This is a genomic window from Nonomuraea sp. CA-218870, from assembly GCF_050936535.1.
GTDB lineage: Bacteria > Actinomycetota > Actinomycetes > Streptosporangiales > Streptosporangiaceae > Nonomuraea > Nonomuraea corallina.
This window is the reverse complement of record NZ_JBNJMN010000001.1, coordinates 4,123,471-4,146,910: the sequence shown is the minus strand read 5'-3', so window position 1 is coordinate 4,146,910 and position 23,440 is coordinate 4,123,471. Positions and strand designations below refer to the sequence as shown.

The 23,440-nt window shown below is 73.5% G+C and carries 21 protein-coding genes; 10 read left to right on the top strand and 11 right to left on the bottom strand.

Annotation, left to right across the window (positions count from 1 at the left end):
• Nucleotides 1-178 precede the first annotated feature (178 nt).
• Together ACQEUU_RS20045 and ACQEUU_RS20040 are read left to right on the top strand one after the other, a co-directional pair.
• Complete coding sequence (locus ACQEUU_RS20045; RefSeq protein WP_433068040.1) at nucleotides 179-838, top strand: lysophospholipid acyltransferase family protein; 660 nt, start codon at nucleotides 179-181, stop codon at nucleotides 836-838.
• 75 nt (nucleotides 839-913) lie between these two features.
• Nucleotides 914-2,500 (top strand): penicillin-binding transpeptidase domain-containing protein, encoded by a 1,587-nt coding sequence (locus ACQEUU_RS20040; RefSeq protein ID WP_433068039.1) that lies wholly within the window; start codon nucleotides 914-916, stop codon nucleotides 2,498-2,500.
• Nucleotides 2,501-2,569: 69 nt separating this feature from the next.
• Here ACQEUU_RS20040 and ACQEUU_RS20035 read toward each other — a convergent pair whose 3' ends face one another.
• Nucleotides 2,570-2,827 carry a DUF3040 domain-containing protein gene (locus ACQEUU_RS20035; RefSeq protein WP_433068038.1) on the bottom strand — a complete coding sequence of 86 codons (258 nt, stop codon included), beginning with the start codon at nucleotides 2,825-2,827 and terminating at the stop codon, nucleotides 2,570-2,572.
• Nucleotides 2,828-2,960: 133 nt separating this feature from the next.
• Between ACQEUU_RS20035 and ACQEUU_RS20030 the strand changes: the two genes are divergently transcribed.
• Nucleotides 2,961-3,983 carry an Rv2578c family radical SAM protein gene (locus tag ACQEUU_RS20030; protein WP_433068036.1) on the top strand — a complete coding sequence of 341 codons (1,023 nt, stop codon included), beginning with the start codon at nucleotides 2,961-2,963 and terminating at the stop codon, nucleotides 3,981-3,983.
• Between the two features lie 540 nt (nucleotides 3,984-4,523).
• Nucleotides 4,524-5,825 carry a glycosyltransferase family 4 protein gene (locus ACQEUU_RS20025; protein WP_433068035.1) on the top strand — a complete coding sequence of 434 codons (1,302 nt, stop codon included), beginning with the start codon at nucleotides 4,524-4,526 and terminating at the stop codon, nucleotides 5,823-5,825.
• A gap of 15 nt (nucleotides 5,826-5,840) precedes the next feature.
• Here the strand turns inward: ACQEUU_RS20025 and ACQEUU_RS20020 are convergent, their stop codons facing one another.
• From ACQEUU_RS20020 to ACQEUU_RS20010, 3 genes are all read right to left on the bottom strand, one after another.
• On the bottom strand, nucleotides 5,841-6,305 hold the full coding sequence (locus tag ACQEUU_RS20020; RefSeq protein ID WP_433068033.1) for a hypothetical protein: 465 nt from the start codon (nucleotides 6,303-6,305) through the stop codon (nucleotides 5,841-5,843).
• Entirely contained in the window at nucleotides 6,244-6,903 is a 660-nt protein-coding gene (locus ACQEUU_RS20015; RefSeq protein WP_433068031.1) for an RNA polymerase sigma factor, read from the bottom strand. Before ACQEUU_RS20015 ends, ACQEUU_RS20020 begins: the two co-directional genes overlap by 62 nt.
• A 362-nt stretch (nucleotides 6,904-7,265) precedes the next feature.
• Entirely contained in the window at nucleotides 7,266-8,555 is a 1,290-nt protein-coding gene (locus tag ACQEUU_RS20010) for a S8 family peptidase (protein ID WP_433068030.1), read from the bottom strand.
• A 108-nt stretch (nucleotides 8,556-8,663) separates the two neighbouring features.
• Between ACQEUU_RS20010 and ACQEUU_RS20005 the strand changes: the two genes are divergently transcribed.
• Nucleotides 8,664-11,291 (top strand): CHAT domain-containing protein, encoded by a 2,628-nt coding sequence (locus tag ACQEUU_RS20005; protein ID WP_433068029.1) that lies wholly within the window; start codon nucleotides 8,664-8,666, stop codon nucleotides 11,289-11,291.
• A 12-nt stretch (nucleotides 11,292-11,303) separates the two neighbouring features.
• Here the strand turns inward: ACQEUU_RS20005 and ACQEUU_RS20000 are convergent, their stop codons facing one another.
• Both ACQEUU_RS20000 and ACQEUU_RS19995 read right to left on the bottom strand, forming a co-directional pair.
• Nucleotides 11,304-11,663 carry a fluoride efflux transporter FluC gene (locus ACQEUU_RS20000; protein WP_433068027.1) on the bottom strand — a complete coding sequence of 120 codons (360 nt, stop codon included), beginning with the start codon at nucleotides 11,661-11,663 and terminating at the stop codon, nucleotides 11,304-11,306.
• Nucleotides 11,660-12,064, bottom strand: a complete 405-nt coding sequence (locus ACQEUU_RS19995; RefSeq protein ID WP_433068025.1) for a FluC/FEX family fluoride channel — start codon at nucleotides 12,062-12,064, stop codon at nucleotides 11,660-11,662. Before ACQEUU_RS19995 ends, ACQEUU_RS20000 begins: the two co-directional genes overlap by 4 nt.
• Nucleotides 12,065-12,148: 84 nt before the next feature.
• Between ACQEUU_RS19995 and ACQEUU_RS19990 the strand changes: the two genes are divergently transcribed.
• Nucleotides 12,149-12,865 carry an HNH endonuclease family protein gene (locus ACQEUU_RS19990; RefSeq protein WP_433068023.1) on the top strand — a complete coding sequence of 239 codons (717 nt, stop codon included), beginning with the start codon at nucleotides 12,149-12,151 and terminating at the stop codon, nucleotides 12,863-12,865.
• Here the strand turns inward: ACQEUU_RS19990 and ACQEUU_RS19985 are convergent.
• The gene (locus ACQEUU_RS19985; RefSeq protein WP_433068021.1) at nucleotides 12,862-13,746 is read right to left on the bottom strand and encodes a GDSL-type esterase/lipase family protein; all 885 of its coding nucleotides are present in this window, start codon (nucleotides 13,744-13,746) and stop codon (nucleotides 12,862-12,864) included. The genes ACQEUU_RS19990 and ACQEUU_RS19985 overlap by 4 nt on opposite strands.
• A 160-nt stretch (nucleotides 13,747-13,906) precedes the next feature.
• On the opposite strand from ACQEUU_RS19985, the gene ACQEUU_RS19980 reads away from it, so the two are divergent.
• Nucleotides 13,907-15,136, top strand: coding sequence for an isochorismate synthase (locus ACQEUU_RS19980; protein ID WP_433068019.1), 1,230 nt, complete (start codon nucleotides 13,907-13,909; stop codon nucleotides 15,134-15,136).
• A gap of 4 nt (nucleotides 15,137-15,140) precedes the next feature.
• Here the strand turns inward: ACQEUU_RS19980 and ACQEUU_RS19975 are convergent, their stop codons facing one another.
• Complete coding sequence (locus ACQEUU_RS19975) at nucleotides 15,141-15,755, bottom strand: IMPACT family protein (RefSeq protein WP_433068018.1); 615 nt, start codon at nucleotides 15,753-15,755, stop codon at nucleotides 15,141-15,143.
• Between the two features lie 82 nt (nucleotides 15,756-15,837).
• On the opposite strand from ACQEUU_RS19975, the gene ACQEUU_RS19970 reads away from it, so the two are divergent.
• From ACQEUU_RS19970 to ACQEUU_RS19960, 3 genes are all read left to right on the top strand, one after another.
• Entirely contained in the window at nucleotides 15,838-16,947 is a 1,110-nt protein-coding gene (locus ACQEUU_RS19970; protein WP_433068017.1) for an epoxide hydrolase family protein, read from the top strand.
• A 63-nt stretch (nucleotides 16,948-17,010) separates the two neighbouring features.
• Entirely contained in the window at nucleotides 17,011-19,035 is a 2,025-nt protein-coding gene (locus ACQEUU_RS19965; RefSeq protein WP_433068016.1) for a hydantoinase/oxoprolinase family protein, read from the top strand.
• On the top strand, nucleotides 19,032-20,660 hold the full coding sequence (locus ACQEUU_RS19960; RefSeq protein WP_433068015.1) for a hydantoinase B/oxoprolinase family protein: 1,629 nt from the start codon (nucleotides 19,032-19,034) through the stop codon (nucleotides 20,658-20,660). Before ACQEUU_RS19965 ends, ACQEUU_RS19960 begins: the two co-directional genes overlap by 4 nt.
• Nucleotides 20,661-20,663: 3 nt before the next feature.
• Here the strand turns inward: ACQEUU_RS19960 and ACQEUU_RS19955 are convergent, their stop codons facing one another.
• Genes ACQEUU_RS19955 through ACQEUU_RS19945 form a run of 3 tightly spaced genes read right to left on the bottom strand, consistent with a single transcriptional unit; the run spans nucleotide 20,664 to nucleotide 23,427 of the window.
• Nucleotides 20,664-21,419: an ATP-binding cassette domain-containing protein gene (locus tag ACQEUU_RS19955; RefSeq protein ID WP_433068014.1), complete on the bottom strand. Its 756-nt coding sequence runs from the start codon at nucleotides 21,417-21,419 to the stop codon at nucleotides 20,664-20,666.
• Nucleotides 21,416-22,456, bottom strand: a complete 1,041-nt coding sequence (locus ACQEUU_RS19950; protein ID WP_433068012.1) for an ABC transporter permease — start codon at nucleotides 22,454-22,456, stop codon at nucleotides 21,416-21,418. The genes ACQEUU_RS19955 and ACQEUU_RS19950 overlap by 4 nt, the downstream gene beginning before the upstream one ends.
• Entirely contained in the window at nucleotides 22,453-23,427 is a 975-nt protein-coding gene (locus ACQEUU_RS19945; RefSeq protein WP_433068010.1) for a sugar ABC transporter substrate-binding protein, read from the bottom strand. The genes ACQEUU_RS19950 and ACQEUU_RS19945 overlap by 4 nt, the downstream gene beginning before the upstream one ends.
• Nucleotides 23,428-23,440: the final 13 nt, after the last annotated feature.

Below are 23,440 nucleotides of genomic sequence, written 5' to 3'. Positions count from 1 at the left end.
CCGGGCCGCAAATTACCGCCTTCACGGAATACCGTTCGGCTGGAGCCGTGTTGTGCATCTCGCCGAGGAGGCGACCGCCACATCGGCCTCAACGTGTCGTCGCGCCCCGTCCCCGGACGGGGCGCGACGCGTTTAGGGTGAGTGCGCCGGATCGACACGATCACCTCCTGGAGCCAAGTTGCTGTATCACGTGGTCAAGTTCGCCGCGGTGCCGCTCACCCACGCGATGTGCCGGCCCCACCTGTCCGGGGCGGCGCACGTGCCGCGCACCGGGCCGGCGATCCTGGCGGCCAACCACCTGTCGGTGATCGATTCGTTCCTGCTGCCCGCGCTGCTCCCCCGGCACGTCACGTTCGCCGCCAAGAACGAGTACTTCTCCGGCAATCCGTTCTCGGGCTGGCTGATGCGGCTGGGCGGCAGCCTGCCGACCGACCGCGAGAGCGCCAGGGCCGCGCAGGAGATGCTCGACGCCGCCGCCGCCGTGCTGGAGCGCGGCGAGCTGTTCGGCATCCACCCGGAGGGCACCCGCTCCCCCGACGGCCGCCTCTACCGCGGCAAGGTCGGCGTCGCCTGGCTGGCGCTCAGGACGGGCGCGCCGGTGCTGCCGGTGGCGCTCAGCGGCACCGACAAGGTGATGCCGCTCGGCGCCAGGGTGCCCCGCCCGGCCTCCGTCGGCATCCGGATCGGCGAGCCGCTGCGGTTCGAGGGCGACCACCGGAACGCCCGCGACCGGCGTCGCGTCACCGACGACGTCATGGCCGCCATCCAGCGGCTTTCCGGCCAGGAGTACGTCCCGGAGTACGCCTCCGGTCACAAACCGTTGCATGGCACGGCGTGAACCGTCCCCGCTAAGCTCGGTCCCCTGTCTACGGTCAGGGGGCTGACAGTGGGGCGCACGCGCACCATCGTGATCGTGTCCACCGCCACCGTGGTGGCGGCGGGGGCCGCCGCCGGCGGCGCTTACTACCTGCTGCACACCCGGGGCACGCCCGGCGAGACGGCGCAGCGCTTCACCGCCGCGTGGCAGGCGGGCGACCAGGCGCGGATGAGCGCCGAGCTGGCCGTCCCGCGCGAGCTCGCACTCTACGGCCGGCTCCGCGAGGCACTCGGCGTCGAGTCCACCCGGGTGACGCTCGGGCAGCCGCGCGAGAGCGACGACCGCGCCACCGTCCCCTACACCGTCACCCACCGGCTGAAGAACCTCGGCGACTGGACGTACGACGGAGAGCTCGCGCTCAAGGTGACCGACCGTCACTGGAAGGTCGACTGGAGTCCCGCCGCGGCGCATCCGAAGCTCACCTCCGAGGCGCAGTTCTCCCTCAGGACGAAGTGGCCGGAGCGGGCCCCGATCGTGGACGCCGACGGCGAGCGCATCGACACCGGCGAGGCCGGCGGCTCCGTCCAGCAGCTCGTCGGCCTCCTCGACAAGGCGACCAAGAAGGACGTGCGGCGGCTCGGCTCCGCCTACCGGGCGGGACAGGCGATCGGGCGGGGCGGGCTGCAGCAGACGTTCGAGAAGCGGCTGGCCGGGACGCCGACGACGGAGATCCGGGCGGGCGAGACCACCCTGGAGACGATCGAGGGCGAGAAGGGCGAGGCGCTGACCACCTCGCTCGACTCCCGCGTGCAGGACGCCGCCGTCACCGCGGTCAAGGACCTCGGCAAGCCCGCCTCGCTGGTGGCCATCAGGCCGGGCACCGGGGAGATCCTGGCGGTGGTCAACAACCGGGGCGGGTTCAACCGGGCCGTCGACGGCCGCTACCCGCCGGGCTCGACGTTCAAGGCGGTCACGGCGGTGGGGCTGCTGGCAGAGGGGCTGCGTCCGGGCGACACCGTGACGTGCCCGAAGTACGCCACCGTGGGCGGGCTGCGGATCCGCAACTCCGAGCGGGCCGCCTACGGCAAGGTGACCTTCCAGGACTCGTTCGCCTACTCGTGCAACACCTCGTTCGCCCCGCTGGCGCAGCAGCGGCTCGGCGCCGACAAGCTGCTGAAGACGGCCGAGCTGGTCGGCTTCAACACGGCGCTGGACATCGGCCTGCCCGCCGCCGAGCCGAGCTTCCCGAGGGCCGAGTCCGACGCGGAGCTGGCGGCCGAGTCGTTCGGTCAGGGCCGGATCACGGCCAGCCCGCTGTCGATGGCGTCGGTGGCCGCGGCGCTCGCCGACGGCACCTGGCGTCCGCCCACGCTGGTGCCGGAGACGCGGCGGAAGGTCGAGGCCCGCCCGCTGCCCGACGGGGTGACCGAGGACATGCACGCGCTGATGGCGGCCGTCGTCACCAAGGGCACCGCGAAGGCCGCCGGCCTTCCTGCGGGCACCCGCGGCAAGACGGGCACCGCCGAGTACGGCACGGGGCCGAAGCTCGACTCCCACGCGTGGTTCATCGGGTTCAAGGACGACGTGGCGTTCGCCGTGGTGGTGGAGGGCGGCGGCGGGGGCGGCAAGGTCGCCGCCCCGGTCGCCGCCGACTTCCTGCGCGCCCTGCCGTCGTCCCGCTGACGGCAGGCGGCGGGTCGGGGGGTTACGGGGGCGTCCCGCGGGGCAGGGTCGGGCGAGGGCGGGCAGGAGTCAGGCGAGGGTGGCGGCCTCGCGGAGGACGAGGATCAGGAGTGTGGCGACGAGGGTGGCGATCAGGAACCAGCTGATCAGGATGATGACGGTCGAACGGCGGGGCGTGCGCCCGGCAGACCTTCCTTCCGCCCTCTCCTCGCTGCGGCGCGCGCGCTCGTTGAACGACTCGAGCCGTGCGACGAGTCGTGGATCGTCGTCGACGAGGTGCTGCTCGATCTGGGCCAGCATCCACTCTTCGTCCTGCGACCAGGCCATGGGTGCACCTCCGGAACGCAAGCTCTGTGCGGGTTTCCTGCCCAACCATGAAGATCATTAGCCGTGAGCCGACCAGGTAATTGCCGCCTCTTTTCGTTTGCGATCTTAATCGAATCTCTGTTCTAATCATGGCATGCGCTGGGACAACCTGCGCCTGGCCGAGGCCGGGCCGGACGATTCGGTCATGCCGCTGTTCGCCCGGGGCGCGGCCGTCCGCACCTTCGACACCCCCGGGTTCCGGGGCATGACCTTCTACGAGATCCAGGCGCGTTCGATCATCAACCGGGTGCCGGCCGCCAGCCGGGTGCCGTTCGACTTCACGATCAACCCCTACCGCGGCTGCGGCCACCGCTGTGTCTACTGCTTCGCGCGCAAGACGCACGAGTATCTCGACCTCGACTCCGGGGCCGACTTCGACTCCAAGATCGTGGTGAAGGTCAACGCCGCCGAGCTGGCCCGCAAGGAGCTGGCCTCGCCCCGCTGGCGCGGGCGGCACATCGCGATGGGCACCAACGTCGACTGCTACCAGCGCGCCGAGGGCCGCTACGGGCTGATGCGGGGCATCCTGGAGGCGCTGCGCGACGCGGCCAACCCGTTCTCCGTGCTGACCAAGGGCACGCTGGTCCTGCGCGACCTCGACCTGCTCACCGAGGCGGCCGACCGCGCCGACGTGAGCGCCGCCGTCTCGGTCGGCTTCGTCGACGCCGAGGTGTGGCGCTCCGTCGAGCCCGGCACTCCCGACCCGCGCCGCCGCCTGGAGGTGTGCGCGACGCTCAACGCCCACGGCGTCGCCTGCGGCGTGCTGATGGCCCCGGTGCTGCCCTACCTCACCGACTCCCCCGCCCAGCTGGAGCGCACCGTCAGGGAGATCGCCGCCGCGGGCGCGACCCACCTGTCCCCCATCGTGCTCCACCTGCGTCCTGGCGCCCGCCAGTGGTGGCTGGCCTGGCTCGCCCGTGAGCATCCGCGCCTGGTGCCGCGCTATCTGGAGCTGTACGGCCGCGGCGCCTACGCGCCCAAGGCCTACCAGGAGCGCGTCACCTCCCAGATCAGGGAGCTGGCGGCCCGCTACGGCATCGGCCGCGACGCTCCGGCCAGGGCCCGCCGCGTCCCTCCTCCGCCGACTCCGTCTCCCCAGCAGCTGACCCTGCTCTGACGGCCCGCCCCGGGCCGGGCCCGGCGGACGGGCGAGGCGTGCCGGGACGGGAGTTTTTCGGGTTCTGGACTCGTACCAAAGTTATGGTATGTCGGCTTTTGAGGGTGAAGGGGTATTACGGGAATAGTGCGCTAAATGAGGCGCACTGTCCGTACAGGGGGGAACATCATGTCCGACGCGAAGAAGAAGCCGGGCGCCAAGTCCGGCAAGGCCAAGAAGCAGACCATGAAGGCGAACCGCCAGGACAAGGAAATCAAAAAGGACGTCGTGAAGCCCGAAGAGGCCTGACGATCCAGCACCGAACAGGCAGCCGGAGCACGCGACGTCTCCGGCTGCCTGCCGGTGTCCAAAAGCCACTTAAGACAGAGATGCAACCTTATTCCGCCAAAGCGCGTCTAAAGATCATAGAAGTGGATAGCGCCACGGGGATGAACGGTGCGCCACTCGAACACGGCAGGGTCCGGGTGGTCCAGGGGTCGTCTCCAACCGCCGGCCCTTGCCTGTCATCACGTTTTCGGTGGATACAGGGGGATGTGTCAGGTGCGGACGTGGGCGCGTAAGAGCAGGTCAGCGGCGGTCCGGTTGTATCAGGGTTACAACCGGCGCAGGGCGCGCAAGGCGCCCCCGCCGTCGACGCGGGAGATCAAGATCCTCCTGCTGCACGCCAACGGGATGGGCGGCACCATCAGGACCGTGTTCAACCTGGCCGGCTACCTGGCCGAACGGCACGACGTGGAGATCGTGTCGATCCTCCGGGATGACGAGAAGCCGTTCTTCCCGCTGGACCCGAGGGTGCGGCTGCGCTATCTGGACGACCGGCTGGCCCCCGACAGCGACCCGATGCGGGCGATGCTGTCCAAGATGCCGAGCAGGCTGATCCCGAAGGACGAGACGGCCTACCACCGCTTCACCCTGTGGACCGACCTGAAGCTGGCCCGGTTCATCCGCTCGCTCGACACGGGCGTCCTCATGGGGACCAGGCCGGGGCTGAACCTCGCCATGGCCCAGCTCGCGCTGCCCAGCGTGATCACGATCGGGCAGGAGCACGTGGCGCTCCGGGTCAAGCCGGAGAGCCTGCAGGAGCTGATCAAGTGGCGTTACCGCCGCCTGGACGCGCTGGTCACCCTCACCAAGGCCGACCTGAAGGACTACCAGGACGCCCTGCCCAAGCGGCCGAAGAAGCTGGTGCGCATCCCGAACGCGGTCCCGCCCATGAACGGGAACCTCGCCACGCTCGACGCCAAGGTGGCCGTGGCGATGGGCAGGATGACCAAGCTGAAGGGGTTCCACCGGCTGATCAGGGCGTGGGAGCAGGTGGCGGCCGCGCACCCCGACTGGACGCTGCGCATCTTCGGCGCCGGCGCGCAGGAGGAGAACCTGCGCCAGCAGATCGCCGACGCGGGCCTGGAGGGCAAGGTCGAGCTGCCCGGCAAGACCGCCGACATCGGCGCCGAGCTGGAGAAGGCCTCCATCCACGTGATGAGCTCGCGCCACGAGGGCTTCTCCCTGACGATCCTGGAGGCGATGGCCAAGGGGGTGGCGATCGTGTCGTTCAACAGCCCTCACGGCCCCAAGGAGATGATCACCAACGAGGTCGACGGGCTGCTGGTCAAGCCGCGCACCGAGGACAACCTGGCGGCGGCCGTCATGCGGGTGATCGAGGACGAGCCGCTGCGCCGCCGGCTGGCGGCCGGCGGCCTGGAGACGGCCAAGCGCTACGACGTCTCCGTCGTCGGCGAACGCTGGGAGGCCCTGCTGAACGACCTGCTGGCCCGGCGGACCCGCGTCACGCCTCCGGCCCCGGTGGCCGAGCCGGTCAGCCCGAGCGGGTCACCCACCTGACAGGCCGGGCGGCGCTCAGAGGGCGATCCAGTCCGTGACCACGTTCGTGCCGCTGGCGGGCCGGCACTGCAGCCGGAACGCCTGCGACGGCGCCGGCCGGAACACGAAACAGCCGGACTCGTCGATCACCGACTCCACCACCCCGCCGGTCACCAGATGCGTGTACGCGGTGCCCGGCCGGGCGGGCACCAGCTGCCCCAGCAGCGCCTCCTGGCCGACCTCCAGCTCGATCGTCACCTCTCCGGTGGCGAAGACGAGCGCCCGCAGCGGCACGTGCTCGGGACCCCGGGTCGGCGACGGCTGCGCGCGCTCGGCCGCGGAGTCGTAGGTCATCGAGGCCAGCTCGGCGTCGATGTCGTACCAGGTGAAGATCGCCTTGCCGGCTGCCACGAACTCGGGCGGCACCTCGCGGGCCGCCTCATCGGCCCGTCTGAGCGCGGCGAGCAACCCTTCGTCGTCCTTCCACCACGGCGTGGCCATGCCTCTCGCCCTCTTCCTGCGTCTCCTGTTCGGACCTGATCAGCGCGGCCACCGCAGGAGAGCGGCGCAGCTTGGCCAGGCACCGCGCCCGCGTGGGCCCGATCGCGCCCACCGGCATCGACAGCTTCTCGCTGATCTCCGCGTACGCGGCGGGCGGCTGGCGCATCAGCATCCCCAGCAGTTCCCTGCAGCGGGCGCCGAGCTGCCGCATGCCCGCCATGAGCGCCGCGTTCCGCTCCGCGTCGAGCAGATCCTGATCCGGCGCCTGCGCCCGCTCGTCCACCAGCGCCTCCTGGTCGACCTGCAGGCTGAGGCGCTGCTGCCGCTCGGTGCTGTGCGCGCACCGGAGACACTCGCGCCGGGTGGCGGTGGCCAGCCAGCCGGGCAGCGCCGCGGGCTCGCGCAGCCGCGGCAGCTGTTCGACCAGTGACAGCCACACCGTCTGGCCCACGTCGTCGGCGTCGGCCCGGCTCAGCCGGAACGTCCTGCAGATCGACCAGACCAGTGGCGCGTAACGCTCGACGATCTCGTCCCAGGCGTCCTTGTCACCGGTCCTCGCCCTCGTCACCAGGGCGACGACCGATGGATCGTCTCGCATGTCCGTCTGCTCCTTTCCCGGCCCGGTCCACCCCGTCAGGGTGAACGCGAATGCGCGGTGCGTCCAGGCGTGACGCTGCATCGGACGGTGCGAGCAGAAAAGGGGCATGGCGTCTCTTCGCTACTCAGGTGACGGCGGTCACCTTGACGGAGCGGCCGGACCGCGCTCCTGATACACCGGCCGCACCCTGGAAAAATCCACCCGTATCAAATCGAATCCGTCGTACTCCTACACACGTAAGCACCCGCCCGCCAGGCGAGGGGCGGACACCGGGAGCACCGGGGCGGGCACGGGGGCCCCGCGCCCGGTGATCCGCGGGCGAGCGGCCGGCGGCTCCCATGCCGTCGGCCGCACGGGCGCCGTCAGGCCTGGCCGCACGGGAAGACCGCCCGGCCCACGCCGGGCAGATCCTGCGCCGAGGCCAGCACGGCCGCCCTGGCGTCCTGCGCCGACTCCCCGGTACGCGCCATCCGGTCCGCGATCAGCCCAGCGACCAGGGGCGCCGCGAACGAGGTGCCGTCCCAGCGGGCCATGCCGGCGAAGTTCTGCACGGCCGGCCGCTTGGGCGGCTCCTGGTAGGTGTACTCGCCGGTGGCGTAGGCGTTGACGTGCCCCTCGCCGAGCGCGTACACGTCCACCCAGGGGCCGTGGTTGCTGAACCAGGCGCGGTGCGCCTGGTCGGGGCCGAGCGCGCCGACCGACACGGCCCAGTCGTAGGCGGCCGGGTAGAACGGCCGGTCGGTGCCGTCGTTGCCGGCCGCCGCGACCAGCACCACGTCCGGGTGGGCCTGCTGGAACAGCTCGAACCCGAGCGAGGACCAGTTGTCGCGGGTGTAGGTGCCGGCCGACAGGTTGATCACGTCGGGCGCCGGCGACTGGGAGACCAGCGCCTCCAGCTTGGCGATCATCACGTCCTCCAGCTCGGCCCCGGAGGTCGAGAAGTGGTCGGCGACGGAGACGGCGGCCGTGGGCGCCTGGCACTTGGCCACGCCCGCCACGAACGTGCCGTGCCCCCGGAAGGCGGGGATGCGCGGCAGCCCGCTGATCGGCGACGGCGGGCCCAGCGGTTCCGGGTCGCCGCTGACGCCGTCCAGCCAGGGGTACGCGGCCACGTCGAGCTGCAGCCAGCCGGTGTCGCACACGCCGATGGTCACCTCCCGCACCGTCTCGCCGGCCTCGCACGGCGGCGGCCAGGGCACGGCGGGGTCACCCGGCGGCACCTCGGGCTCGGTGCCGGGGCACAGCCGGGAGATGTGCAGGACGTGCACGGGCGTGGCGACGGGCGCCCGCGGCTCCTCCCCTGCCGGGCCGGCCGGGGACTCGTGGCCGGGCCGCCGGTCGATCGGCCGCGGTCCGGCGCCGAGCCGCTGCTCGACGAGGGCCAGCGCCTCGGGGACGGTCATCGCGCCGCCGGCGACCCGGTCCAGCGACAGCACCGCCAGCTCGCCCCGGCTGCGCCGGTCGAGCCGCTCCAGCCCGGGCGGCAGCGCCTCGGCGATCCGCGCGACGTCGCGGTCACGCGCCAGCAGGCGGCCGGCCTCGTACAGGTAGTCGACCTCGCCGTCCGGCGTGTAGGCCACCGCCACCTCCACCCCCCGGGCGGCGAAGGCGTCCTTGATGATCCGGAACTGAGCGTCGAACACCATGTCCATGTGTCAGGCCTCTCCCCAGGCGTCGCATCCGGCTCTGGCGGTCCGTTGTCCCCCTCCTATATCGGCGCGGGGTTGCGGGTGATACAGCAGATCGTTCAAAGTCGGAGGATGCCGGCGGATCCCCAGCTCCCCCGACCGGACGGCCCCGGCCTGTTGCCGCTGGCCCTGTCGCGCCCGAAGGAGGCCCTCGGCAGGGCCCGTGACCTGCTCGCGACCGGCCCGCCGCCGCTGGAGGCGTCCTTCGCCCGGCAGGCCATCGGGATCGTGCTGCGCGAGTTCGGCGACATCGACGCGGCGGTGCGGGAGCTGGAGACGGCCCGGCATCTGGCCCGCCGGTCCGGCTCGGCGGAGCGGGAGGCCGACGTGCGGGCGACGCTGGGCGTCGCACTCGCCTTCGCGGGCCGTACGACGGCCGCCCGCAACACGCTCGACGCGGCCGTCCGCCAGTCCAGCGGCCACCTGCACGGGCGCATCCTGCTGCGCCGGGGCGGCGTGCTGTCCACGCTGGGCCACCACCGCGACGCGCTGAGCGACCTGAACAGCGCCGTCGTCGCGCTGCGGGCGGCGGGCGACCCGATCTGGGAGGCGCGGGCGCGCACCGAGCGCGCCACCTGCAACCTGGCGCTCGGCGGCGTGACCAGGGCCGCCGCTGACCTGCGCAGGGCCGAGGAGCTGTTCAACGCGACGGGGCAGGAGCTGGAGTCGGCCGACGCGATCGTCCACCGGGGCGTGCTCGCGCTGCGCATCGGCGACCTGCCGGAGGCGCTGGCCTGCTTCGACCACGCGGCCGAGCGGTTCGCCAAGCTCGGCCTGCCCGACCCGACGCTGTCCGTGCAGCGCTGCGCCGCGCTGCTGGCGGCGGGCCTGCCGCGCGACGCGCTGGACGAGGCGCACGCCGCGCTGAGCCAGCTGGAGCGCAGCCGCGGCCAGGCCACCAAGAAGGCCGAGCTGGAGCTCGCGGCGGCCGGCTGCGCGCTGGCCGCCGGGCAGAGCGACGCCGCGCTGCGGCACGCCGGCCGCGCCGCGGAGCTGTTCGACGGCCAGCGCCGCCGCTGGTGGCGGGCGCACGCCCGGCTGGTGAAGGTCCGCGCCCGGCTCGCGGCCGGGCCGGCGGACTCGGTGCTGCTGCGCGAGGCCGAGCACTGCGCCCGCGAGCTGGCCGCGCTGTCCTCGCCGGACCTGGCGCTGGCCCACCTGATCGCCGGCCGGCTGGCCCTCGGGCTGGGCCGCACCGGCACGGCCCGCACCCACCTGGCCGCCGCGGCGCGCGGCCGGCGCCACGGCCCGGCCCTGTCGCGGGCCGTGGCCTGGCTCGCCGAGGCGCTGCGGGCCGACGCCGACGGCGACCCGGCCCGGCTGATGCGGGCCTGCAGGCGCGGCCTGGACGTGCTCGACCAGCACCGGGCGACGCTGGGCTCCAGCGAGCTGCGCGCCCAGGCCAGCGCCCACGGCGCCGAGCTGGCCGCACTCGGGCAGCGGCACGCGCTGCGGCTGGGCCGGCCCCGGCTGCTGCTGGCCTGGAGCGAGCGCTGGCGGGCCACCGCGCTGGCCGTGCCCGCCGTGCGGCCGCCCGACGACGAGCGCCTGCAGGCCGACCTGGCCGCGATCCGCGCCGTCACCGACCGGCTGGCGCACGCCCGCGCCCAGGGGCTGCCCACCACGCACCTGGCGGGCGAGCAGCTGCGCCTGGAGCGGGCCGCCCGCGCCCGCGCCCGGCACGCCCGGGGCCAGGACGCGGGCGCGGCGACCGGCTGCGACGTGCCCGCGCTGCTCGCCGAGCTGGGGCCGGACCGCCTGCTGGAGCTGGTCGACGTGGACGGCCGGCTGCACGTGCTGGTCTGCGGCTCCGGCCTGGTGCGCCGCTACCCGGCGGGAAGCGTCGAGGAGGCCTCGCGCGGGATCGACATCGCCCGGTTCGGCCTGTCGCGGCTGGCGCACGGCAGGTCCACGCTCAGCCCGGCCGACCTGCTCGCCCAGGTGGAGGGCAGCGGCCGGGCGCTGGAGCGGGTGCTGCTCGGCGACGCCGCCCGCCACCTGGGCGACGGCGAGGTGGTGATCGTCCCGCCGGGGCGGCTGCACGCGGTGCCGTGGGCGCTGCTGCCGAGCCTGCGCGACCGCTCGGTGAGCGTCGCGCCGTCGGCCGGCACCTGGCTGCGCGCCCGCCGGGCGGGTCCGCCGGGGGACGGCCGGGTGGTGCTGGTGCGCGGCCCCGGCCTGCGTTCCGAGGGAGCCGAGCTACGCGACATCGCCCCGGAGTACCCCGCCCCGGTCGTGCTCGGCGAGGGGACGGCCACGGTGTCGCGGATCCTGGACGCGATGGACGGCGCGCGGCTGGCGCACGTGGCCGCGCACGGCACCTTCCGGGCCGACAGCCCGCTCTTCTCCGCGCTGCGGGTGGACGACGGGCCGCTCACCGTCTACGACCTGGAACGGCTGCGCCGGGCGCCCCGCCAGGTGGTGCTGTCGAGCTGCGACTCCGGGCTGACCGCGCCCACAGGCGCCGACGAGCTGCTCGGGCTGGCCAGCTCGCTCATCCAGCTCGGCACCACCGGCATCGTGGCCAGCGTGGTGCTGGTCAACGACGGGGCCGCGGTGCCGCTCATGGTCGAGCTGCACCGCCGGCTCGCCCGGGGCGCCTGCCTGCCGGCCGCGCTGCGCGACGCCCGGCGGGCGACCTCCGCCGACCCCGTGGCCACCGCCACCGGCCTGTCCTTCGTCGCACTCGGCGCCTGCTGAGCCCGCCGCCGTTCAGGCGAGCGCGCCCGCGGCCAGCATGCCGCCTGACGCCGCCGCCAGCCCCAGCGCCACGTTGGCCGCCGCGCTCGCCACGGCGTGCCGCCCGGCGCCCTGCTCGGCCAGCCGCACGGTCTCGTGGCCCAGCGTCGAGTACGTGGTCAGCGCCCCGCAGAACCCGCTGCCCAGCAGCGCCGACCAGCCGGGCCCCACCGGCAGCGCGACCAGGAACCCCAGCAGCGCCGACCCCGCCACGTTGACCAGCAGCGTCCCCCACGGGAACATCGAGTCGTGGCGGGCCCGTACGGCCCGGTCCACCACGTAGCGCAGCGGCGCCCCCACCGCGGCCCCGAGGACCACCAGCAACGCCGTCACCGCCGCGCCAGCGCTCTCGTGATCCGCATGCCCGCCCAGGTCGCCGCCACGGCGGCCGCCAGCGTCCCCGCCAGATAGGCCGCCGCCACGGCGGTCGCGCCGGCCGCCAGCAGGTCCCGCACCTGCACCGCGTACGTGGAGAAGGTGGTGAACCCGCCCAGCACGCCGACCCCGAGGAACGGCCGCGCCAGCCGCGGCGCCCTGGCCGCCACCTCGGTGACCACCACCATGAGCACGCCGATCAGCGCGCACCCGGCCACGTTCACCCCGAACGTCGCCCACGGGAACGCGCCCCGCTGCGCGGGCAGCAGGCTCTCGGCGGCCAGGCGCGCCAGCGCCCCGGCCGCGCCGCCGGCCGCGATCGCCGCCAGCACCCGGACGTCCACAGGCTCCTTGCCCAACAGCCCCACACTCCTCACCGTGTCGAAGCGGGCCGGCCAGGGAACCTCTTCAGAGAAGTCCGACGCAGCACCACGGAGCCCTGCTTGAGTGTCAAGGACGCCGCCGCCCTCCTCGCCGGAGCCGTCATCGTCGTCGCCCTCGCCAACGGCGTCGAGACCACTCCCCCCGCCACCACGGCGAGCCCGCTCGGCAACGCCAGCGGAACTTTACCCGGCCTCGCCCCCGTCACCGGCAAGAAGGACAAGGCCCGCGCCCGGGCGATCATCTCCCGCCTCGAGGTCAGGGGCCGCGGCCCGAGCATCGGCTACAGCCGCGCCCGCTACGGCGCGGACTGGGCCGACACCGCCACCGGCGTCCCGTACGCGCGCAACGGCTGCCGCACCCGCGACGACCTGCTGGCCCGTGACGGCCGCAACGTCCGCTACCGCGAGGGCTCGTCCTGCGAGGTGATCGCCATGGACCTGGAGGACCCGTACACCGGCCAGCTCATCGGCTGGTCCAAGCGCGACGCGGGCGAGGTGCAGGTCGACCATGTGGTGCCGCTCGCCTACGCCTGGCGGATGGGGGCGGCGCGCTGGGGCCGGGGCAAGCGCGTCGACTTCGCCAACGACCCGCTCAACCTGCTGCCGGTCAAGGGCGCGGCCAACGAGCAGAAGGACGCCTCCGGCCCGGCGAGCTGGCTGCCGCCGCAGCGCCGGGTGCGCTGCGCGTACGTGACCCGGTTCGCCCAGGTGGCCGTCAAGTACGCGGTGCCCGTCACCCGCGCCGACAAGAGGGCCATGCTGGCCCAGTGCCGCTAGGCCCGCCGGCGCGGGTCGGCCCAGGTGAAGCCGTTGCCGAAGGTGAGCTCGGCCAGCGCCTGCTGGCCCGCCACGTTCGGGTGGAAGTAGTCCCACCGGCTCACCTGGTCGAGCGTGAACCGGTAGTCGAACACCGCGCCGCGGTCGGTGCGGCACCAAGGGCGGGCGGCGCACGCCTCGGCCGCCTGCCGGTTGTAGACCATGACCCGCTCACGCACCCTGGTCCGCCTGAGCTCGTCGGCCCTGGCCTCGGAGGTGGGTCTGGCCAGCAGGGACGGGCAGATCCGGCCGATCCTCCACACCCCCCGGGCCGCCGCCTGGTCCTTGGCCAGCCGCCAGAGCCGGTACACGTCGGGGATGCTCGCCATGAGCACCCGCACCCGGGGCACGCCCGCGCGCAGCTCGTCCAGCGCCTGCTCCAGCCGCTGCCGGTAGACCGTCACCGGGGTCATCTGCCGCTCGGTGGCGGTGCACGCGTCCTGCGCCCCGATGAGCACGGTCACGTAGTCGGCCCGCGCCGCCACCGCCTCGCGCGCCTGCGCGAGCAGTCCGGCGCTGCTGGAGCCGGGCACCGCGAGGTTCTTGGCGGTCAGGCCCGCGCCGAGTGCGGACAGGCGCGTGTAGTGGCTGCCGATCCCCTCGTGCCGCCCCGCCGACCAGGACCGCGACCGACAGGAGATGAAGAACCCGCAGCTGTTGAAACCGGAGGAGATCGAGTCGCCGAGCGCCGCCATCACCCGGGGCAGCCTCTCCTGTCGCAGAGGATCCTGTAGCAACGGCTCCTGTCGCCAAGGCTCGGCCGCCGCCCGTCCCGCGACCGCCACCCCCGAGCCCGCGAGCAGGCCCGCCATCGCCAGCACCGGCGCAACCTTACCGATCATGCGCTCACGGTAGGCAGCCGGGCACCAGGCGGCCATCACCTCAGGGCAACGCCTGCCATCTCCGTACCAAGTCGCTATCGACGCTTGACGAAGGAACCGTAACCCCCCATTCACGGGGGTCTCAGTCGAACACGTTCAGATCCCGCATAGAGTGTCTCAAGTGAGTGTCGCGCTCGGAACAACCCGCCCGCTACCGGTTCGCACCACCCCTGTACGCGACCCCGGTAACCTGATCGCCGGTCTGCCCAGAACGGCGCCCTACGCGTGGGTCAGGCACGGCGAGGGGCTCGTCGGCTGGGGGGAGGCCGCGCGCGCCGACGTCCCGCCCGGCCCCGGCAGGTTCGCCTGGGCGCGCGAGTGGCTGGCGAACGTGTTCGCCGGCGCGCGGGTCGACGACGAGGTGGGCTCCCCCGGCAGCGGCCCTGTCGCCTTCGGCACCTTCACCTTCGACGAGAACGCTCCCGGCTCCACCCTGGTCGTCCCGCAGGCCGTGCTGGCGCGCCGGGACGGGCGGGCCTGGCTGACCACGATCGGCGACCCGCCGCTGGAGACGTTCACCCCGCTCATCGACCCGGGCCGGATCAGCTACGGCGACGGCAGCCTCTCCGCGCCGCAGTGGGAGCACGTCGTGGCCAGCGCCGCCCGCCGCATCCGGGAGGGCGAGCTGGAGAAGGTCGTGCTGGCCCGCGACCTGCTGGCCACCGCCGAGCACCCGATCGACGTCCGGCTCCTGCTGCTGCGCCTGGCCCGCCGCTACCCCGAGTGCTACGCGTTCTCCGTGGCGGGCCTGGTCGGCGCCACCCCCGAGCTGCTGATCCGGCGCACCGGCCAGGAGATCGAGTCGCTGGTGCTGGCCGGCACGACGCCGCGCGGCACCGGCCCGGCCGACGACCTGGCCCGCGGCCGGGCGCTGCTCGCCTCCGCCAAGGACCGCCACGAGCACGAGTGCGCGATCGCCTCGGTCCGCCAGACCCTGGCCCCGCTCTGCTCCGCGCTGCGCACCCCCGACGAGCCGGAGCTGCTGGTGCTGCCCAACGTGCAGCACCTGGCCAGTCACGTGACCGGCCGGCTGGCCGACGGCGCGTCCGTGCTGGACGTGGTGGCCGCCATGCACCCGACGGCGGCCGTCGGCGGCACCCCGACGGCCACGGCCATCGAGGTCATCCGCGAGCTGGAGGGCATGGACCGGGCCGGCTACGCGGGCCCGGTCGGCTGGATCGACGCCCACGGCGACGGCGAGTGGGGCATCGCGCTGCGCTCGGCCATCGTCGAGGGCCGCCGGGCGCGGCTGTTCGCCGGCGGCGGCATCATGGGCGACTCCGACCCGTCCGCCGAGCTGGCCGAGGCCCAGGCCAAGTTCCGGGTCATGCAGTACGCCCTGGAGGGCTGACTCCTCAGCCGGGCAGGTGCACCGGCTCGCCGGGCGTCACGCGCGCCCGGCCCGCGGTCAGCGTCGCCACCCAGTCGGTGAACGCGGCCACCTCGTCGGCGCCCACCGCCACCGCGAACTCCACCGTCTGCCCGTAGGTCACCTCGCGCACGGGGTGGCGTGAGGCCCGCAGGTCGTTCTCCACCCGGCCGGCCTGGTCATGCGCCACCGACACGAGCATCAGCCTGGCCGGCACCATCCGCACCGGGTCGGCCCGGTCCAGCGTCTCGGTGACCGCCGACCCGTAGGCGCGGACCAGCCCGCCCGCGCCGAGCAGCGTGCCGCCGAAGTAGCGCGTCACCACGGCCACCACCCGGTCGAACCCGCGTCCCACCAGCGCCTGCACCATCGGCGTGCCGGCGGTGCCGCCGGGCTCGCCGTCGTCGTCGCCCTTGCGCTCCTGCCCGAGCACGTAGGCGGTGCAGTTGTGCGTGGCCGACGGGTGCAGCCGCCGCCGCCCGGCGATGAACGCCGCCGCCTCCCCGGTCGTCCGGGCCGGGGCGATCGCGCAGATGAAGCGTGAGCGCCTGGCCTCGGTCTCGTGCTCGACCGGGCTCTTCAGGGTGAGGTACGAGGACACGTCTCCCAGGCTAGGCCCGCGTTTGCCGCCATCGAACCGTATGGTGTACGGTACAGCGTACTCATCGACTGGAGGCCCACGCTTGACCGACATCCGCCCGTACCGCCTGGAGACCCCGCAGGCCGACCTCGACGACCTGCACGCCCGCCTCGACCGGGTGCGCTGGCCCGACGAGGTCCCCGGACAGGGCTGGCGCCTCGGCGTCCCGCTCGACCACCTGCGCGACCTCGTCGCCCGCTGGCGCCGCCACGACTGGGCCGCCGCCCGCGCCGAGCTCAACCGGCACGACCAGTTCGTCACCGAGATCGACGGCCAGCGGATCCACTTCCTGCACGTCCGCTCGGCGAACCCGGACGCGCTGCCGCTGCTCATCACCCACGGCTGGCCCAGTTCCCCGCTCGAGTACCTCGACGTCATCGAGCCGCTCAGCCATGACTTCCACCTCGTCATCCCGTCCCTGCCCGGCTACGGCCTGTCGGGCCCGACCCGCGAGCTGGGCTGGGGCTCCAACCGGGTCGCCCGCGCCTGGCTGGAGCTCATGACCCGTCTCGGCCACGAGCGCTTCGGCGTCCAGGGCGGCGACTGGGGTACGTGGATCTCCCGCGAGGTCGGCGTCCTGGCCCCCGAGCGGGTCGTCGGCATGCACGGCAACGGCATCATCTGCTTCCCCATCGGCGCCCCCGGCGAGCTGGACGACCTCACCGACGCCGAGCGGGAACGGCTCGCCTTCCGCGAGCGCTACCTGACCGAGCAGTACGGCTACAAGCTCATCCAGTCGGCCCGGCCGCAGACCTTCGCCTACGGCATGGCCGACTCCCCCGTCGCCCTGCTCGCCTGGTTCGCCGGCGTCTACCACGAGTGGAGCGACGGCGGCGTCGACCCCGACCGGCTGCTCGCCACCGCCACGCTCTACTGGCTGACCAACACCGCCGGCTCCGCCGCCCGCTCGTTCGTCGAGACCCCCGACACCGACCAGGACACCACCGTGGAGTGGGAGCTCAAGCCGGCCACCGTGCCGACCTCGATCTCGGTGTTCCCCAAGGACATCCTGCGCCCGATCCGCCGCTTCGCCGAGCGCGACAACAACATCGTCGGCTGGGTCGAGCACGACCGCGGCGGCACCTTCGCCGCCCTGGAACGGCCCGACGCGTTCGTCGCCGACGTACGGGCGTTCTTCACCGCACTGCGCTGACCACCGGACAGGGGTGATCGCCGGACGGTGCGGCGGCGCCGATCCCGGCATACCGTCGAGCCCATGAGTTATCGCGTCGCCATGGACATCGGCGGCACCTTCACCGACGTCGTCCGCTACGACGAGCAGACCGGCGAGGTCACGGCGGCGAAGGCGCCCACCACCCCGCACGACCTGGCCGAGGGCGTCTTCGCCGCGCTCGGCCAGGTCGTGGACGACCCCGCCCGCATCTCCTTCTTCGTGCACGGCACCACCCAGGGGCTCAACGCGCTGCTGCAGCGCGCCGGCGCCCGGGTGCTGCTGCTGGCCACGGAGGGGGCCGGGGACGTCTACCAGATCGCCAGGGGCAACCGCGAGCGCATGTTCGACCTGCGGTACCGCAAGCCGGCACCGCTGGTGCCGCGCCGGGACGTGACGGAGATCGGCGGCCGGCTCGACTGGCGCGGCGACGAGCTCGTCCCGCTCGACGAGGAGGCCGTGCGCCGCGCCGCCCGCCGCGCCCGCGAGGAGGGCTTCGAGGCCGTCGCGGTGTGCCTGCTGTTCTCCTACGCCAACCCGGCCCACGAGCTGCGGGCCGGCGAGATCCTGGCCGCGGAGCTCGGCGAGGGGACGCTCGTCGTGCTCTCCCACGAGGTGGCGCGCGAGTGGCGCGAGTACGAGCGCACCTCCTCGGCCGTGCTGGAGGCCTACACCGGCCCGGTCGTGCGCCGCTACCTGGCCCGCGTCGAGCAGCGCTTCGCCGAGCGCGGCCTGGCCGTGCCGGTGCACGTCATGCAGTCCTCCGGCGGCCTGGTCAACGCCGCCCACGCGACCCGGCGGCCGTTGCAGACCCTGCTGTCGGGGCCGGTCGGCGGCACCATGGGCGGGGTCGCCGCCGCCCGACTGCTCGGCCGTTCCCACGTCATCTGCGTCGACATGGGCGGCACCTCCTTCGACGTGTCGCTGGTGGTCGACGGCCGCCCCGACGTCAGCCCGGAGGCCCGCATCGAGGGCCACCCGGTGCTCATGCCCGTGGTCAACCTGCACACCGTCGGCGCGGGCGGCGGCTCCGTCGCGCGCACCGAGGCGGGCGCGCTGCGGGTCGGCCCCGAGTCCGCCGGCGCCGTGCCCGGTCCCGCCTGCTACGGCCGCGGCGGCACCCGCCCCACCGTCACCGACGCCAACCTGGTGCTCGGCCGGATCGACCCGGCCTCGTTCGCCGGCGGCCGGCTGCGGCTCGACCCCGGCGCCGCCCGCGCCGCCGTACGGAAGCTCGCCGGGGAGCTGGACCTGGACCCGGTGCGGCTGGCCGAGGGGGTCTGCGACGTGGCCAACGCCAAGATGGCGCAGGCCATCCGCACCCTCACCGTCGAGCACGGCATCGAGCCGCGCGCCTTCACGCTGCTCGCCTTCGGCGGCGCGGGCGCCATGCACGCCGCGTTCATCGCCCGTGAGCTGGGCATCTCCGAGGTGGTCATCCCGCCCTTCCCGGGCGCGTTCTCGGCCTGGGGCATGCTGGAGGCCGACGTGCGCCGCGACCTGACGCAGCCGTACTTCCGGTCGCAGGACGACCTCGACGGCACCCACATGTCCCAAAATTTCGAGACATTAGAGGCGGAGGCGCTCGACGCCCTCGCCGGGCAGGGCGTCCCGCCCGACCGGCGCGGCACCCGCCACGCCGTCGACATGCGCTACGAGGGCCAGGACTACACCCTCACCGTCCCGCTGCGCGACGCCGCGGAACCGGCCGAACCCGGCTTCCTCGCGACCGTCGCCGCCCGCTACGCCGACGCCCACACCGCCCGGTACGGCCACGCCACCCCCGAGGCGCCGGTCGAGTTCGTCATGCTCCGCACCACCGGGCTCGGCTCCTTCCCCCGCACGACCGCCCCCGCCCCGGCCGCCCCGCGTCCCGCGCCAGCCGCCGTACGAGAAGTGATCTTCGACGGCGTCGCGCACGCCGCCCCCGTGCTGCGCCGTGACGGCCTCGACGGCGAGCTCGCCGGACCCGCCGTGATCGTCGAGGACACCGCCACCACCGTCGTCCCGCCCGGCTGCCTGGTCACCGCCGACGCCCGCGGCTTCCTCCTGCTGAAGGTGAACCCGTGATCGACCCCGTCACCACCGAGATCATCCGCTGCGCCCTCCTGCAGGCCGCCGAGGACATGAACACCACGCTCATCCGCAGCTCGTACACCCCGGTCATCTACGAGGCCAAGGACTGCGCCGTCGCCCTGCTCGACCGCGACCACCACGTGCTCGGCCAGTCGTCCGGCCTGCCCATCTTCCTCGGCAACCTGGAGGTCTGCACCCGCGAGACCGAACGCCTGCACGGCCCCGGCGTCTGGCGCGACGGCGACGTGTGGGTGCTCAACGACTCCTACATCGGCGGCACCCACCTCAACGACGTCACCGTCTACGCCCCGATCTTCGTGGCCGGCGAGCTCGCCGGGTTCGCCGCCTCCCGCGCGCACTGGCTCGACGTCGGCTCCAAGGACCCCGGCGGCTCCATGGACTCCACCTCCATCTTCCAGGAGGGCCTGCGCCTGGGCCCGGTCAAGGTCTACGACGCCGGCGAGCCCTGCCGCGACCCGCACGACGTCATCGCGCGCAACGTCCGGTTCCCGCACGCCACCCTCGGCGACCTGCGCGCGCAGATCAGCTGCGCGCTCACCGGCCGCCGCCGGCTGGAGGAGATCATCGCCCGGTGGGGACGCGACACCGTCGCCGCCGCCCGCGACCAGATATTCACCCAGACCGAGCGCCTCGAACGCGAGGCCATCGCGGCCATCCCCGACGGCGTCTACAGCGCCACCGGCCACCTCGACAACGACGGCGTCGACCTGGCCACCCCGCTGCCCGTCACCGTCACCGTCACCGTCGCGGGCGACACCATGCACGTCGACCTGACCGACTGCGCCGACCAGACCACCGGCCCGGTCAACTGCGGCGCCGCCCAGGCCGTCGCCGCCGTCCGGGTCGGCTACAAGCTCCTCGTCTCCGCCGACGTGCCGCTCAACGGCGGCTCCTTCCGGCCGCTCACGGTCGGGACCAGGCCCGGCTCGATGCTCGCCGCCGAGTCGCCCGCCGCCTGCCAGTACTACTACTCCCACCTGGGCCTGCTCATCGACCTGGTCGTCAAGGCCCTGGCCCCGGTGCTGCCCGGCAGGGCCGCCGCGGCCTCGTACGGCGACTCGATGATCGTCCAGTTCACCGGCGCCGACCCGCGCACCGGCAGGCTCTACGTCTGCCAGGAGGCCACCGTCGGTGGCTGGGGCGCCTGGGACGGCGGCGACGGCGAGAGCGCGCTCATCAACAACGTCAACGGCGACCTGCGCGACATGCCGATCGAGGTGGTGGAGACGCTCTTCCCGGTCCGCGTCACCCGCTACGGCATCCGCGAGGGCACCGGCGGCGACGGTCAGTGGCGGGGCGGCGACGGGGCCGTCCGCGAGTACGCGTTCACCGCCGACACCTCGTTGTCCCTCTGGTTCGAGCGTTCGGTCACCCCGGCATGGGGGCTGGCCGGCGGCGGGGACGGCGCCCCGCCCCGGGTGACGCTCAACCCCGGCCGGCCGGACCGGCGGGAGATGCTCAAGGTCAACGCCCTGCCGGTCCGTGCGGGCGACGTGCTGCGCTGCGAGACCGGCGGGGGCGGCGGTTACGGCCCCGCCCGCCGCCGCCCGCCGCGGGAGGACGGATTCGATCAGCCGCCCGGCGCCTTTACATTGTAGATTTCATTCTCGTTCGAGTTCGTGGGCCAGTTCCTCCAGCTCCGCCTCCCCCGCCATCAGCGAGGTCAGCCGCTCCCTGGTGATGTCGGCCTTGGCGTACTCGCCCAGGCTGGACCCCCGGTTGAGCAGGAGGAACCGGTCCCCCACCGGGTAGGCGTGGTGCGGGTTGTGGGTGATGAACACCACCCCCAGCCCGCGGTCGCGGGCCCTGGCGATGTAGCGCAGCACCACCCCGGCCTGCTTCACGCCGAGCGCCGAGGTGGGCTCGTCGAGGATGAGCACCCGCGCGCCGAAGTACACCGCCCGCGCGATCGCCACCGACTGCCGCTCGCCGCCGGACAGCGTGCCGACCGGCTGGTCCACGTCCCGGACGTCGATGCCCATCGCGCGCAGTTCGTCGCGCGCGACCCTCCTGGCCTCACGCACGTCGAAACCCAGGCCCTTGCGCGGCTCCGAGCCGAGGAAGAAGTTCCGCCACACCGACATCAGCGGGATCATGGCCAGGTCCTGGTAGACGGTGGCGATGCCGCGGTCGAGCGCGTCGCGGGGGCTGGACAGGCGGGTCTCGGCCCCGTCCACCAGCAGCGACCCGGCGTCGTGCTGGTGCACCCCGGCGAGGATCTTGATGAGGGTGGACTTGCCCGCGCCGTTGTCGCCGAGCACGCAGGTGACCTGGCCGGCCTCCACCGACATCGACACCTCGCGCAGCGCCAGCACCGAGCCGAACGACTTGCCGATGCCCTTCGTCCGCAGGATCAATGCTTCACCTCCTCGGCGTACCGCCGGACCAGGCGGTTGGCGAGCGTGGCCAGCAGCAGCATCGCCCCCAGGAAGAACTTGAACCAGTCGGCGTCCCACCCGAGGAACACGATGCCCTTGTCGGCCATGCCGAAGATGACCGCCCCGATCGCCGCGCCGATCGCGGACCCGTACCCGCCCGTGAGCAGGCAGCCGCCGATCACCGCCGCGATGATGTAGATGAACTCCTGCCCGATGCCCACGTTGGCCTGCACGGACGTGTAGCGCAGCGCCAGGATCGAGCCGACCAGCCAGGCGGCGAACGCCGTCGTCATGAACAGCGCGATCTTCGTGCGGGCGGCGGGCACCCCGACCGCGCGGGCGGCGCGCTCGTCGCCCCCCACCGCGAAGATCCAGTTGCCCTGCCGGGAGCGCATGAGCACCCAGGTGGCGACCGCGGTGACCAGCAGCCACCACAGGATCGCCACCCGGAACGAGCTGCCGCCGATCTGGATCGTGCCCGCGAAGAGCGTGTGCGCGCTGTCGTACCCGGAGGCCGAGCGCAGGCCGCCGACCTGCACGGTGCCGGTGAGCAGCTTGGTGACGCCCAGGTTCACGCCCTGCAGCATGAGGAACGTGCCGAGCGTCACGATGAAGCTCGGCAGCCGGGTCCTGGTCACGATCAGCCCGTTGAGCAGGCCGACGGCCAGCGCCACGACGAGGCCGACGGTCATGGCCGCCCAGACGTCGAGGCCGTACTCGGTGGCGAGCGTGACCAGGATCAGCCCGGACGTGCCGGTCATCACCCCGGCCGACAGGTCGAACTCGCCGCCGATCATCAGCAGCGCGACGGCCACCGCCATGATGCCGAGCGTGGCCGCCGGGTCCAGCCAGTTGGCGATCCCGTCCAGGGACCGGAAGACCGCCGACTGGCTCGCGAAGAACGAGAACACCACGATCGCCCCGACGACCGCGCCCAGCTCGGGCCGGATGAGCAGGCGGCGCAGCGGGCCGACGTCGGCGACCCGCTCGTCCGCGCGCCCCGTGGCGGCCGTCATCGCGTGCCCGCCTCCGCGAGCTTGGCCACCTGCTCGGCGTTCTCCTTGGTGACGAACCCGGGCCCGGTGTTCACCGGCAGGCCGCCGCCGACGGTGTTGAGGTTGTTCTTGTACAGGTGGAGGAACGTGATCGGCAGGTAGCCCTGGAGGTACTGCTGCTGGTCCACCGCGAACATGATCTCGTCGGCCTGGATGGCGGCGACCACGTCGGCCGACAGGTCGAAGGTGGCGAGCTTCGCCTGCGACCCCGAGTCCTTGATCGCGTCCCTGGCGGCCACCGCGACGGCCGGGTTGAGCGCGAGCACCCCGTTGACCGCCTGGTCGGACTGGAGCTTGGCGGTGACCTTCGAGGTGACGTCGGCCAGGTTGCTCACGTCGACCTGCAGCCGCTCGACGGTGCCGCCGAGCGTCTCCTCGGCGCCCTTGCACCGCTGGTCGAGCCCGATGTTGCCGGCCTCGTGGATCACGCACAGCAGCTTGGTCACCCCGGCCGCCTTGAGCTGCTCGCCCGCGCCGCGCCCGGCCACGTCCTCCGACTGGCCGACGTGGGTGATCGCGCCGAACTCCTTGGACGAACCGGCGCCCGAGTTGATCGTCACCACCGGGATCTTCGCCGCCACCGCCTTGCCGACGGCCTCGCGCAGCGCGTCGGGGTTGGCCATCGACACCACGATGCCGTCCGCCTTGCCGGACACCGCCTGGTCGATGAGCTGCGACTGTTTGGCCGGGTCGCCGTCACCCTGGTACGTGACCGTCACCCCGTACTCCTGCCCGGCGGCCTCGGCGCCGTTCTTGACCACGTCCCAGAAGGAGTCTCCCGGGGCGCCGTGGGTGATCACCGCGTAGCTGCCGCCACCGGCGGCGGGGGAGGCGGGGCCGGACTCGCCTCGGGTATCGTCCTCGGCCGGCGCGGAGCAGGCGGCCAGCGCCAGGGCGCTCACCAGGGCCAGCACGACAGGGGTTCGTCTCATGGGACACCTCCAG

Coding starts and splice junctions, on each gene's coding strand:
- ACQEUU_RS20035 (WP_433068038.1), bottom strand. CDS start 2,827: ATGGCCTGGTCGCAGGACGAAGAGTGGATGCTGGCCCAGATCGAGCAG.
- ACQEUU_RS20030 (WP_433068036.1), top strand. CDS start 2,961: ATGCGCTGGGACAACCTGCGCCTGGCCGAGGCCGGGCCGGACGATTCG.
- ACQEUU_RS20020 (WP_433068033.1), bottom strand. CDS start 6,305: ATGGCCACGCCGTGGTGGAAGGACGACGAAGGGTTGCTCGCCGCGCTC.
- ACQEUU_RS20015 (WP_433068031.1), bottom strand. CDS start 6,903: ATGCGAGACGATCCATCGGTCGTCGCCCTGGTGACGAGGGCGAGGACC.
- ACQEUU_RS20010 (WP_433068030.1), bottom strand. CDS start 8,555: ATGGACATGGTGTTCGACGCTCAGTTCCGGATCATCAAGGACGCCTTC.
- ACQEUU_RS20005 (WP_433068029.1), top strand. CDS start 8,664: ATGCCGGCGGATCCCCAGCTCCCCCGACCGGACGGCCCCGGCCTGTTG.
- ACQEUU_RS19985 (WP_433068021.1), bottom strand. CDS start 13,746: ATGATCGGTAAGGTTGCGCCGGTGCTGGCGATGGCGGGCCTGCTCGCG.
- ACQEUU_RS19965 (WP_433068016.1), top strand. CDS start 17,011: ATGAGTTATCGCGTCGCCATGGACATCGGCGGCACCTTCACCGACGTC.
- ACQEUU_RS19950 (WP_433068012.1), bottom strand. CDS start 22,456: ATGACGGCCGCCACGGGGCGCGCGGACGAGCGGGTCGCCGACGTCGGC.
- ACQEUU_RS19945 (WP_433068010.1), bottom strand. CDS start 23,427: ATGAGACGAACCCCTGTCGTGCTGGCCCTGGTGAGCGCCCTGGCGCTG.